This window comes from Bradyrhizobium frederickii, assembly GCF_004570865.1.
Lineage (GTDB): Bacteria > Pseudomonadota > Alphaproteobacteria > Rhizobiales > Xanthobacteraceae > Bradyrhizobium > Bradyrhizobium frederickii.
The window spans coordinates 105593-117669 of record NZ_SPQS01000016.1 but is presented as its reverse complement, the minus strand read 5'-3'; the positions used below and the strand labels follow the sequence as shown (position 1 = coordinate 117669).

General features: G+C 64.0%; 10 protein-coding genes. All 10 read left to right on the top strand.

Annotated elements, in window-relative coordinates:
• Positions 1–5 precede the first annotated feature (5 nt).
• The 10 genes from E4K64_RS26000 to rpoB all read left to right on the top strand — a co-directional run bounded on the left by E4K64_RS26000 (position 6) and on the right by rpoB (position 11966).
• The gene (locus tag E4K64_RS26000; RefSeq protein WP_135166021.1) at positions 6–1025 is read left to right on the top strand and encodes a lysylphosphatidylglycerol synthase transmembrane domain-containing protein; all 1020 of its coding nucleotides are present in this window, start codon (positions 6–8) and stop codon (positions 1023–1025) included.
• Positions 1026–1110: 85 nt separating this feature from the next.
• On the top strand, positions 1111–2379 hold the full coding sequence (locus E4K64_RS25995; protein WP_135166020.1) for a class I SAM-dependent methyltransferase: 1269 nt from the start codon (positions 1111–1113) through the stop codon (positions 2377–2379).
• Positions 2380–2749: 370 nt separating this feature from the next.
• Complete coding sequence (secE, locus tag E4K64_RS25990) at positions 2750–2941, top strand: preprotein translocase subunit SecE (protein ID WP_135166019.1); 192 nt, start codon at positions 2750–2752, stop codon at positions 2939–2941.
• Complete coding sequence (nusG, locus tag E4K64_RS25985; RefSeq protein ID WP_007602985.1) at positions 2941–3495, top strand: transcription termination/antitermination protein NusG; 555 nt, start codon at positions 2941–2943, stop codon at positions 3493–3495. The genes secE and nusG overlap by 1 nt, the downstream gene beginning before the upstream one ends.
• 131 nt (positions 3496–3626) lie before the next feature.
• A complete protein-coding gene (gene rplK / locus E4K64_RS25980; protein ID WP_006611824.1) occupies positions 3627–4055 on the top strand; it encodes a 50S ribosomal protein L11 in 429 nt (142 codons plus the stop codon).
• 6 nt (positions 4056–4061) lie between these two features.
• Positions 4062–4754, top strand: coding sequence for a 50S ribosomal protein L1 (gene rplA / locus E4K64_RS25975; protein ID WP_126258096.1), 693 nt, complete (start codon positions 4062–4064; stop codon positions 4752–4754).
• Between the two features lie 90 nt (positions 4755–4844).
• Complete coding sequence (locus tag E4K64_RS25970; protein ID WP_135166018.1) at positions 4845–5798, top strand: 2-hydroxyacid dehydrogenase; 954 nt, start codon at positions 4845–4847, stop codon at positions 5796–5798.
• A 585-nt stretch (positions 5799–6383) separates the two neighbouring features.
• On the top strand, positions 6384–6902 hold the full coding sequence (rplJ, locus tag E4K64_RS25965) for a 50S ribosomal protein L10 (RefSeq protein ID WP_135166017.1): 519 nt from the start codon (positions 6384–6386) through the stop codon (positions 6900–6902).
• A 54-nt stretch (positions 6903–6956) separates the two neighbouring features.
• Positions 6957–7334, top strand: a complete 378-nt coding sequence (gene rplL, locus E4K64_RS25960) for a 50S ribosomal protein L7/L12 (protein WP_100177007.1) — start codon at positions 6957–6959, stop codon at positions 7332–7334.
• A 513-nt stretch (positions 7335–7847) separates the two neighbouring features.
• A complete protein-coding gene (gene rpoB, locus E4K64_RS25955; RefSeq protein ID WP_126258099.1) occupies positions 7848–11966 on the top strand; it encodes a DNA-directed RNA polymerase subunit beta in 4119 nt (1372 codons plus the stop codon).
• Positions 11967–12077 lie beyond the last annotated feature (111 nt).

Here is a 12077-nt window from a genome sequence, read left to right as displayed (position 1 = left end):
ACCCGATGCAGTCGCGGTTCAAGCAGGCGGCCCTGTTTTCGGTAAAGCTGCTGCTGTCGATCGCCGTGCTGGTCTACATCGCGCGCGGTCTCGACCTGCAACAATTGCGCAGCCATCTCGTCTCGGTCGATCCTTTCCTGTTCGTCCTCGCGCTGACGCTGATTTTCTTCCAGACCTTCGTGCTCAACGGCCGGTGGGAGCTGATCATGCGTGCGCTCGGCGTCTCGCTGGACTGGCTCGCCGGCTGGCGCATCCTCATGATCAGCCTCTGGTTCAATCAGGTGTTGCCGTCGTCGGTCGGCGGGGACGCCGTGCGGATCTGGCTGCTGCGCCAGCGCGGCGTGCAGTGGTCCGAGGCGGTCAAGGGCGTCGCGGCCGATCGTTTCACGGCCTTGATCGGGCTGATCGTGCTGATGGTGGCCGGATTGCCGTTCCTCACGTCACGCGTGTCCAATCCGGCCGCGATCCTGGCCATCGGCGGGCTGACGCTGGCGGGCGTCGCCGGCACTGCAATTCTGTTGACGCTCGACCGCCTGCCCAGGCGCCTCGTTGCGCATCCGGCGATCGCAAGCTTTGTCCGGTTCGGAACGCTGGTCAGGTTCCTTCTCCTGCAGTCCGAGAGACGCGCGTTGCTGTTCGGATCGGCGCTCCTCATCCATCTCGTGACCGCGGCGGCCTGCTACGCCTTGGCGCGCGGTGTCGGCGCCCAGCTCTCGATGACGGACGCCGGCGTCCTGATTCCGCCGGTGGTGCTGTTGACGGCGGTCCCGATCTCGATCAGCGGCTGGGGCGTTCGGGAAGGGGCGATGGTCGCCTGCCTCGGTCTGGCCGGCGTCCCTTCCGAGCAAGCGCTGTCGGTCTCGCTGCTGCTGGGCGCCATCAGCGTCATCATCGGGCTTGTCGGAGGTGCGATCTGGCTGGCAAGTCCGGAGCGCGGATCGTATTCCGCGGACAACGCCGCCAAGGCGGCGGAGGAAGCCCCCAGCTACGACGGGCTGGGCAGGGAAGTCTCGAGCCAGCCATGACCCGCTTGAGTCCATTGCTGCCGGTGTGGTTTTCAAGGGGTGGGATTGCCTCACCCGATCGCCTGTCTCAATTTTCGGTTCCACGATGAAAAATCTGTTCTACGTCCGCCAAACCTGCCGCCTCTGCCATTCGGACAAGCAAGAGCTGGTCGTCCCGATGGCGGGCATGCCCATCGGCACGCCGAACTTCCAGGTCCCCGACGCCAGCGTCGACGATCCCGTGTTCCGCGCCGCGGTGCCGATGGCGCTGCATCTGTGCAGGGATTGCGGCCATCTCCAGATTCTCCATGTCGGCAATCCGGAGATCCAGTACCGCAATTACGTCTACACCACGTCGCTCTCGCTCGGCCTGCGGGAGCACTTCGCGGGCTATGCCAACGACGTCGTCAGCCGCTTCGCCATCGCGCCGGGCTCCTTGGTCGTCGAGCTCGGCAGCAACGACGGATCGCTGCTCGGGTTCTTTAAGGAGCGCGGGATGCGGGTGCTCGGCGTCGATCCCGCCGTCGAGATCGCGCGGCGCGCGACGGAGGCGGGGATCGAGACCATCGGCGATTTCTTCACCGATGCGATCGGGCGTCGCATCCTGCAGAGCCACGGTGCGGCGAGCGTCGTGATCGCCAACAACATGATCGCCAATGTCGACAATCTCGATCCCCTGGTGATCGGCGTTCGCGACGTGCTCGCGCCGGACGGATTGTTCGTCTTCGAAACGCAATACGGCGTCGACGTCACCGAGAAGAACCTGCTCGACACCGTCTATCACGAGCACCTGTCGTATTTTAACATCAAGCCTCTGATCCGTTTCTTTGCCCGGCTCGGCATGGAGCTGATCGACGTCCAGCACATCTGGACCAAGGGCGGCTCGATCCGCGTGACCGTGCAGCGCGCCGGGGGCGCCAAGAAGCCGTCGGCGGAGGTCGCGCGCTTCGTTGCCGAGGAAGACCGGCTCGGTGTCGATCAGCCCGCCTATTATGCGCCCTACGTGAAGAGGATCGCCGCCATCCGCGACGAGCTGGTCGCGATGGCCGACGCCGCCCATGCGCGCGGTCAGCTCGTTGCCGGTTACGGCGTCTCGGTCGGCACCACGACCCTGCTGCCGCAGTTCGGCCTGGAGAACAAGATCGACTTCCTGGTCGACGACGACCCCAAGAAGGGGAACGTGATGGCCGGCCCGGGCTATGACATCCCGATCCTGCCGCCTGCCGCCCTTTACGAGCGCAAGCCGGCGTTCGTGGTCGTCTTCGCCTGGCGCTATGTCGACCCGATTCGGGCCAAGCACGCCCGCTATTTCGCCGAAGGCGGAAAGTTCGTGGTGCCGCTGCCGGGCGTTTCGATGGTCGACCGGGCCGACTGATCGCGTGGCGGCCGAAGCGGCGAGTGCCCCCCGACGGGGCGCTCTGAGGGAGGCGGTTGGAAGCCGCGGTTACGCCGTGCCAGGGTGGGGCAGATAAGCCTTTGATCCGGCTTGGCTCTGATCTCCTGCCTGGAGCGATCGGCTCGCCTGGGCGCCCCCTCTATATCTTGACCTTTGCTCCTATCCGCAGTAGATACCCCGCACTCGCAGCCGGCCCGTTAGACGCGGATCTCCGGCGCGGCTTTGAAATCCCCGAACAATCGAGCCCGGTTTCCGGCTCATCCTTCGAGACAGAGGGCTGGGCCAACGGCGGCTGTTCGGATCCCTGAAATTCATTCGCGTCTGTCGACGGACGTTGGACATCAAAACGATGGCAGTCAGCCCGTTCAAGTTCTTGCAGGAAGTGCGCTCGGAGACCGCCAAGGTCACCTGGCCGACCCGCCGCGAGACCACGATCACCACCATCATGGTGTTCGTCATGGTCGCCGTGGCCTCGATCTTCTTCTTCGCCGCCGACCAGGTCATCCGCGTCCTCATCACCTTCCTTCTGGGCATTCACTGATGGCAACAGCAACCGCTCAACTGTCCGACAAGCGCTGGTACATCGTTCACGCCTATTCGAACTTCGAGAAGAAGGTCGCCGAATCGATCCGCGAGCAGGCCAAGCAGCGCGGGCTCGAGGAGCTGTTCGAGCTGGTGCTGGTGCCGACCGAGAAGGTCACGGAAGTGCGCCGCGGCCGCAAGATCGACGCCGAGCGCAAGTTCTTCCCCGGCTACGTGCTGGTGAAGATGAAGCTGACCGACGAAGCGTTTCATCTGATCAAGAACACGCCCAAGGTCACGGGCTTCCTCGGCGCAGAAAACAAGCCGATGCCGATCTCGGAGGCTGAGGCCATGCGCATCCTGCACCAGGTGCAGGAGGGCGTGGAGCGGCCCAAGGCGTCGGTGTCGTTCGAGATCGGCGAGAATGTGCGCGTGGCCGATGGCCCGTTCGCCTCGTTCTCGGGCGTCGTCGAGGAAATCGACGAGGCGCGCTCGCGCGTGAAGGTCGCGGTGTCGATCTTCGGTCGCGCAACGCCGGTCGAACTGGAATTCGGTCAGGTCGAGAAGGTCTGACCGGGTATTGCGCGAGACTTCGGTCTTGCGCGGCAAGAGGCGTGGGAGGACGAGGGCGGTTGCCAGCCGCCGTTGATCCTGACCACGAACCTGAAACCGCCGGCGACATACCGGCACAACAGGAGTGATACATGGCAAAGAAAGTGACCGGATACCTGAAGCTTCAGGTCCCGGCCGGTGCGGCGAATCCTTCGCCCCCGATCGGTCCCGCGCTCGGTCAGCGCGGTCTCAACATCATGGAGTTCTGCAAGGCGTTCAACGCCCAGACCCAGAAGGAAGAGAAGAACACCCCGATTCCCGTGGTGATCACGATCTACGCCGATCGTTCGTTCACCTTCGAGATGAAGACGCCCCCGATGTCGTTCTTCCTCAAGCAGGCTGCCAAGATCCAGTCCGGCTCGAAGGCGCCGGGCCGCGACAAGGCCGGCAAGGTGACCAAGGCGCAGGTGCGCGAGATCGCCGAGAAGAAGATGAAGGATCTCAATTGCGATTCCATCGAATCGGCCATGAAGATGGTCGAGGGCTCCGCCCGTTCGATGGGCCTGGAAGTTGCGGGGTAAGCGGTCATGGCAATCGGAAAGCGTTTGAACAAAGCCCGCGAAGGTGTTGACCGCGAAAAGCTTTACCCGCTCGCGGACGCCATCAAGATGGTCAAGGAGCGCGCGAAAGCGAAGTTCGACGAGACCATCGAGATCGCGATCAACCTCGGCGTCGATCCGCGTCACGCCGACCAGATGGTCCGCGGCGTCGTGACCCTGCCGAACGGCACCGGCCGTACGCTCCGCGTCGGCGTGTTCGCCCGCGGCGCCAAGGCCGATGAGGCCAAGGCTGCGGGTGCCGACGTCGTCGGCGCCGAAGACCTGGTCGAGAAGGTGCAGAACGGCTCGATCGATTTCGACCGCTGCATCGCCACTCCCGACATGATGCCGCTGGTCGGCCGTCTCGGTAAGGTGCTCGGCCCGCGCGGCCTGATGCCGAACCCGAAGATCGGCACCGTGACCATGGACGTCACCGGCGCGGTGAAGGGTGCCAAGGGCGGCTCGGTCGAGTTCCGTGTCGAGAAGGCCGGCATCCTGCAGGCCGGCGTCGGCAAGGCCTCGTTCTCCGAGGAAAAGCTGGTCGAGAACATCAAGGCCCTGGCTGACGCTGTCGCCAAGGCCAAGCCCGCCGGCTCCAAGGGCACCTACATCCAGCGCGTTGCGGTGTCCTCGACGATGGGCCCCGGCGTGAAGGTCGAGCCGGGCACCATTCTCGGCTAAGGTTTCGAAATGACGTGAGGCGAGGGGCGGAATTGGGCAACCGATTCCGCCCCTCGTCGTTTGTGGCGGCGCTCACCGGAAACAAGAACAATGGCTGACAAGGTCCTGATCTATTCGCGCTTTCCCAAGACGATGATGACGCGCTTCGCCGAGCGCTTCGAGCTGCTCGATACCGGCGGCAAGCCCGCTCGCGACGTGTTTCCGGCCGAGGAGCTCGGCGGCATCCGAGCGCTGCTGACCGCCGGCGGCACACCGCTCGGCGCGGAGGCGATGGACCTGTTTCCCAAGCTCGGCGCCATCGTCTGCTACGGCACCGGCTATGACGGCGTCGACCTGAAGGCGGCCGCCAGCCGCAACATCGCGGTCGGCCACAGTCCCGGCGCCAACGCCGCCTCGGTCGCCGACATCGCGATGACCCTGATGCTGGCGACGACACGACGGATCCTGGTCGCCGACCAATATGTCCGCAGCGGCGATTGGGCCGCCTCGAAGCCGTCGCCGATGATGCGCCCGCAGGCCGGCATGCCCGGCCGCCGCATCGGCATCTACGGCATGGGCGAGATCGGCCGCAAGATCGCGGCGCGCTGCGCCGCCTTCGAGAGCGAGCTCGGCTATTTCAGCCGCACCCGATACGATCTGCCTTATCGATATTTTCCGTCGCTGGAGGCACTGGCCGACTGGTGCAGCATGTTGATGATCGCGGTCCGGGCAGGGGCCGAGACCCAGCACGTCGTCAACGCCGACATCCTGAGGCGCCTCGGCGCGGACGGCTATGTCGTCAACATCTCCCGCGGCTCGGTGATCGACGAGAAGGCCCTGGTGGCGGCCCTTACCGACAAGACCATCGCCGGAGCCGGCCTCGACGTGTTCGAGAAGGAACCGCACCGCCCCGATGCCCTGACCGCGCTGCCGAACGTGGTGTTCGCCCCCCATATCGGGGGCCACACCCTCGAATCGCACGTTGCCATGCAAGCTTGCGTGCTGGCGAACCTGACCGCGTTCTTCGCGGGCGAGCCGCTGCCTTACGCGGTCAAATCGGCCTGAATCGGTCCTTATCGGCCGCCCCAGGCCCTGCGGGCAACGGATCGGAACTGGTGTGAATTTTGCTCTTGGCAAGCCGGCAGAGAGCGGTTAAAGAACCGCTTCCGGACGTGCCGGCTTCGGCGGGCGCGTTCGTGCACGCATTCCGAAAACCCGACACGACAGGAGATCATTCCTTTTCAGGACGTCCGTAAGGATTTGCCCGAAAAGGAAAGAAAACCCGTCGGTTGGTGGAATGTGGGCAGGGGTCGGGCGGTTCGCCGGCTGACCTTGTCCTGTCCAAGACTGCAGGCGCCTGCGGGAAATTTCGATTTCTCAACGGCTTAATCGCATGGCCTGCATAGACGGGTGAAGACCGGATTTCACTTCGCATCCAGCTTTAAGGGCTGGTTCGCGAAACGGGTCTGGTTCGGACCTCGACACGCCGTGGGCGCCTTCAGGTGCTCCCGGAGGGCAGGCTTTGAATTGTCGTCTTGCCCGGCGCGTGTCCTGGGGGATTTGGCCCCGAGGTTCAGGTTTTGGGTGGGACGATGGGTGCAACCCGGCGGTCCCGCTTTCGCGATGACCGCCAACCGGAGAGAGCTTGCTGTGGAACGAGCGGCAAAAAAAGAGGCGGTCGAACAGCTCAATGAGGTCTTCAAGACCACGAGCGTCGCGGTCGTTGCTCAATATTCCGGCCTTACCGTCGCCCAGATGCAGAAGCTGCGCCAGCAGATGAAGCAGGCGGGTGCCGCGGTGAAGGTCTCGAAGAACCGTCTCGCCAAAATTGCTCTTGAAGGCACTGACGTCGTTGCCATCGGTCCCATGCTGAAGGGACCGACCGTGATCGCCACTTCGAACGATCCGGTAGCGGCGCCAAAGGTCGCCATCGAATTCGCCAAGGCGAACGAAAAGTTCGTCATCATCGGCGGCTCGATGGGGAAGACCGTCCTGAATGTCGACGGCGTGAAGGCGCTTGCCTCGCTGCCGTCGCTTGATGAACTGCGCGCCAAGATCGTCGGCCTCATCGTGGCCCCGGCGACCAAGATCGCTCAGCTCGCCAATGCGCCCGCGGGCAAGCTCGCGCGCGTCATCCAGGCTCATGCCTCAAAGGGCGAAGCGGCCTGACGCCCTTCGCAAAACTCAAACCCGAACCAGACTTACACGTAAGGAAACTGAACAATGGCTGACTTGCAGAAGATCGTTGACGACCTCTCGAGCCTCACCGTGCTCGAAGCTGCCGAACTGGCGAAGCTCCTCGAAGAGAAGTGGGGCGTTTCGGCTGCCGCGGCCGTCGCCGTGGCCGGTCCGGCTGGCGGTGGCGCTGCTGCCGCTCCGGCGGAAGAGAAGACCGAGTTCACGGTCGTTCTCGCCAGCGCCGGCGACAAGAAGATCGAGGTCATCAAGGAAGTCCGCGCCATCACCGGTCTCGGCCTGAAGGAAGCAAAGGACCTCGTCGAGGGTGCTCCGAAGCCGCTGAAGGAAGGCGTGAACAAGGAAGAAGCCGACAAGATCAAGGCCCAGCTCGAGAAGGCTGGCGCCAAGGTCGAGCTGAAGTAACGCAAGTTACTCAGCGAAATCCCGGGCTCGCGAAGCGAGACCCGGGATCTCGTCCCAAGATCGTGGGTGGCCGGGTCAAGCCCGGCCATGACGATCGGAAAGACGGGCGCCAGATGCAAAAGGCGTGCGACGGAACGTCCCGACGCGGGCTGAACACGAAAAAGTGTGGGGATTTGAGGGTTTACCCCTCGAATCTCCACTATTGTCGCCCCATATCGGGTCGGCAGCACGAAAGCGCGGTGGCGGGGGTTCCGGATCCCTGTAAGCCGTTGGGAGAGCAGGCTATTTCGGGCTTTTGCAGTCCGTGAAGACGATCGTTGTGACGGGCGGGCGCGCACCAGCGCCCCGCGCGTCGTTTTGCGTTTTGAAGGTCTGAAGAACAGATTCAGGACATTCTCGCCTGAAACTGAGTCTGCGGCCCCCAAAACGGGTTCGAAAAATTCAACCCGGGGAGCGGTGGCAGCCGCGTCCTGGACGGCGCGCCCAATCGGGCGACGAAAATGAGAGGCCACGATGGCGCAGCAGACATTCACCGGTCGCAAACGCGTTCGCAAGTTCTTCGGACACATCAAGGAAGTGGCCGAGATGCCGAACCTCATCGAGGTTCAGAAGGCGTCCTATGACCAGTTCCTGATGGTCGATGAACCCCAGGGTGGCCGTCTCGACGAGGGTCTGCAGGCGGTGTTCCGCTCGGTGTTTCCGATCTCCGATTTCTCGGGCACCTCGATGCTGGAATTCGTCCGCTACGAGTTCGAGCAGCCGAAATACGACGTCGACGAGTGCCGTCAGCGCGGCATGACCTTCGCGGCTCCCCTCAAGGTGACGCTGCGCCTCATCGTGTTCGATATCGACGAGGAAACCGGCGCCAAGTCGGTGAAGGACATCAAGGAGCAGGACGTCTACATGGGCGACATCCCGCTCATGACGATGAACGGCACCTTCATCGTCAACGGCACCGAGCGCGTCATCGTCTCGCAGATGCACCGCTCGCCCGGCGTGTTCTTCGATCACGACAAGGGCAAGACCCATTCCTCGGGCAAGCTGCTGTTCGCCGCCCGCGTGATCCCGTATCGCGGCTCCTGGCTCGACATCGAGTTCGACGCCAAGGACATCGTCTATGCGCGTATCGACCGTCGCCGCAAGATTCCGGTGACGTCGCTGATGTTCGCCCTCGGCCTCGACGGCGAGGCGATCCTGTCCACGTTCTACAAGAAGATCCTCTACAAGCGGACCAAGGAAGGCTGGCGCGTTCCGTTCGACGCCAACCGTTTCCGCGGCTACTCGACCGTCAACGACCTGATCGATGCCGACACCGGCAAGGTCGTGCTCGAGGCCGGCAAGAAGCTTACCGTCCGTGCCGCCCGCCAGCTCCAGGAGAAGGGGCTGAAGGCGCTGCGCATGTCCGACGAGGAGCTGGTCGGCAACTACGTCGCCGAGGACCTCGTCAACCCGAAGACGGGCGAGATTCACGCCGAAGCCGGTGAGGAAATCACCGACAAGCTGATGAAGGCGCTCAACGAGCAGGGCTACAAGGAGCTGCCGCTGCTCGACATCGACCACGTCAATGTCGGCCCCTATATCCGCAACACGCTCTCGGCCGACAAGAACATGACGCGCGAGGACGCGCTGTTCGACATCTACCGCGTGATGCGTCCGGGCGAGCCGCCGACGCTGGATTCGGCGCAGGCCATGTTCCAGTCGCTGTTCTTCGACGCCGAACGCTACGACCTCTCCGCGGTCGGCCGCGTCAAGATGAACATGCGCCTCGACCTCGATGCGCCGGACACCCAGCGCACGCTGCGCAAGGAAGACATCCTCTCCGTCATCAAGACGCTGGTGGACCTGCGCGACGGCAAGGGCGAGATCGACGACATCGACCATCTCGGCAACCGCCGTGTGCGCTCGGTCGGCGAGCTCATGGAGAACCAGTACCGCATCGGCCTGCTGCGCATGGAGCGCGCGATCAAGGAGCGCATGTCCTCGGTCGACATCGATACGGTCATGCCGCAGGACCTGATCAACGCCAAGCCGGCGGCTGCCGCCGTGCGCGAGTTCTTCGGCTCCTCGCAGCTCTCGCAGTTCATGGACCAGACCAACCCGCTGTCGGAGATCACCCACAAGCGCCGCCTGTCGGCACTTGGACCGGGCGGTCTGACCCGCGAGCGCGCCGGCTTCGAGGTGCGCGACGTGCATCCGACGCATTACGGCCGCATCTGCCCGATCGAGACGCCGGAAGGTCCGAACATCGGCCTGATCAACTCGCTCGCGACCTTCGCGCGCGTGAACAAGTACGGCTTCGTCGAGACGCCGTATCGCAAGGTCAAGGACGGCCGCGTCACCGACGAGGTCGTGTACCTCTCGGCGATGGAAGAGGGCCGCTACACGGTCGCGCAGGCCAACGTGCCGCTCGACCCGAAGGGCCGCTTCACCGAAGACCTCGTGGTCTGCCGTCATGCCGGCGAAGTCTTGCCGGTGACGCCGGACAAGGTCGACTACATGGACGTGTCGCCGAAGCAGCTGGTTTCGGTCGCCGCGGCGCTGATCCCGTTCCTCGAGAACGACGACGCCAACCGCGCGCTGATGGGCTCGAACATGCAGCGCCAGGCGGTGCCGCTGGTTCGCGCCGAGGCGCCGTTCGTCGGCACCGGCATGGAAGGCGTGGTTGCGCGCGACTCGGGTGCTGCGATCGCGGCGCGCCGTTCGGGCGTGATCGACCAGATCGACGCCACCCGCGTCGTCATCCGCGCCACGGAAGATCTCGATCCGACCAAGTCGGGCGTCGATATCTACCGCCTGATGAAGTACCAGCGCTCCAACCAGTCGACCTGCATCAACCAGCGTCCGCTGGTGAAGGTCGGCGACATCGTCAAGAAGGGCGACATCATCGCCGACGGTCCGTCGACCGATCTCGGCGAGCTCGCGCTGGGGCGGAACGTGCTGGTCGCGTTCATGCCGTGGAACGGCTACAACTTCGAAGACTCGATCCTGCTCTCCGAGCGGATCGTGAAGGAAGACGTCTTCACCTCGATTCACATCGAGGAGTTCGAGGTGATGGCGCGCGACACCAAGCTTGGCCCTGAGGAAATCACCCGCGACATTCCGAACGTCTCGGAAGAAGCGCTGAAGAACCTCGACGAAGCCGGTATCGTCTACATCGGCGCGGAAGTGCGCGCCGGCGACATCCTGGTCGGCAAGATCACGCCGAAGGGCGAGAGCCCGATGACGCCGGAAGAGAAGCTGCTGCGCGCCATCTTCGGCGAGAAGGCTTCCGACGTTCGCGACACCTCGCTGCGCGTTCCTCCGGGCGTGCAGGGCACGATCGTGGAAGTGCGCGTGTTCAACCGTCACGGCGTCGACAAGGACGAGCGTGCGCTGGCGATCGAGCGGGAAGAGATCGAGCGTCTGGCCAAGGACCGCGACGACGAGCAGGCGATCCTGGACCGCAACGTCTACAACCGTCTTGCCGAGCTGCTCGAAGGGCGGCAGGGCATTGCAGGTCCCAAGGGCTTCAAGAAGGACACCAAGATCACCCGTGCGGTGCTCGAGGAGTACCCGAAGTCGCAGTGGTGGCTGTTCGCGTCGCCGAACGACAAGCTGATGGCCGAGATCGAGGCCATGCGGAAGCAGTACGACGAGTCGAAGAAGGGGCTTGAACAGCGCTTCCTCGACAAGGTCGAGAAGCTTCAGCGCGGTGACGAATTGCCGCCCGGCGTGATGAAGATGGTCAAGGTCTTCGTCGCGGTGAAGCGCAAGATCCAGCCCGGCGACAAGATGGCCGGCCGCCACGGCAACAAGGGCGTGGTGTCGAAGATCGTGCCGATCGAGGACATGCCGTTCCTCGAAGACGGCACGCATGCCGACATCGTGCTCAATCCGCTCGGCGTGCCCTCGCGCATGAACGTCGGACAGATCCTCGAGACCCATCTCGGCTGGGCCTGCGCCGGCCTCGGCAAGCGTATCGGCCAGACCGTCGATGCGTACCTGTCGAAGCAGGACATCAAGCCGCTGAAGGAGACCTTGAAGAAGGTCTACGGCGACGACGAGACGATCAAGTCGCTCAACGACAATGAGCTGCTCGAGCTCGGCCACAACTTGAGCCGCGGCGTGCCGATCGCGACGCCGGTGTTCGACGGCGCCAAGGAAGCCGACATCGAGGAGATGCTGAAGCTTGCCGGTCTGGACGCCTCGGGCCAGTCGACCGTCTATGACGGCCGCACCGGCGATCCGTTCGATCGCAAGGTGACGGTGGGCTACATCTACATGCTCAAGCTGCACCATCTGGTCGACGACAAGATCCACGCGCGTTCGATCGGTCCGTACTCGCTCGTCACCCAGCAGCCGCTGGGCGGCAAGGCGCAGTTCGGCGGCCAGCGCTTCGGCGAAATGGAGGTGTGGGCGCTCGAGGCCTACGGCGCGGCGTACACGCTCCAGGAGATGCTGACGGTGAAGTCGGACGACGTCGCCGGCCGTACCAAGGTGTACGAGGCGATCGTGCGCGGCGACGACACGTTCGAGGCCGGTATTCCGGAATCGTTCAACGTGCTGGTCAAGGAAATGCGCTCGCTCGGCCTCAACGTCGACCTGCACAACTCCAAGATAGGACCGGCGCCGACGTCGGAAGCGGCCGAGTAATTCGACCTGTCATGCCCGGCCTTTGCGGCCGGGCACCGGCGCCCCGCCCAAGGCCTTGAGGGCAGGGCGCCTGCTTGAAGTGATTTTCGAATTTGCGGCCGGAGGCGACCG

What these genes read in the sequence shown, in the direction of transcription:
- E4K64_RS26000 (WP_135166021.1), top strand. Translation starts at nt 6, where the DNA reads ATGCAGTCGCGGTTCAAGCAGGCGGCCCTGTTTTCGGTAAAGCTGCTG.
- E4K64_RS25995 (WP_135166020.1), top strand. Translation starts at nt 1,111, where the DNA reads ATGAAAAATCTGTTCTACGTCCGCCAAACCTGCCGCCTCTGCCATTCG.
- secE (WP_135166019.1), top strand. Translation starts at nt 2,750, where the DNA reads ATGGCAGTCAGCCCGTTCAAGTTCTTGCAGGAAGTGCGCTCGGAGACC.
- nusG (WP_007602985.1), top strand. Translation starts at nt 2,941, where the DNA reads ATGGCAACAGCAACCGCTCAACTGTCCGACAAGCGCTGGTACATCGTT.
- rplK (WP_006611824.1), top strand. Translation starts at nt 3,627, where the DNA reads ATGGCAAAGAAAGTGACCGGATACCTGAAGCTTCAGGTCCCGGCCGGT.
- rplA (WP_126258096.1), top strand. Translation starts at nt 4,062, where the DNA reads ATGGCAATCGGAAAGCGTTTGAACAAAGCCCGCGAAGGTGTTGACCGC.
- E4K64_RS25970 (WP_135166018.1), top strand. Translation starts at nt 4,845, where the DNA reads ATGGCTGACAAGGTCCTGATCTATTCGCGCTTTCCCAAGACGATGATG.
- rplL (WP_100177007.1), top strand. Translation starts at nt 6,957, where the DNA reads ATGGCTGACTTGCAGAAGATCGTTGACGACCTCTCGAGCCTCACCGTG.
- rpoB (WP_126258099.1), top strand. Translation starts at nt 7,848, where the DNA reads ATGGCGCAGCAGACATTCACCGGTCGCAAACGCGTTCGCAAGTTCTTC.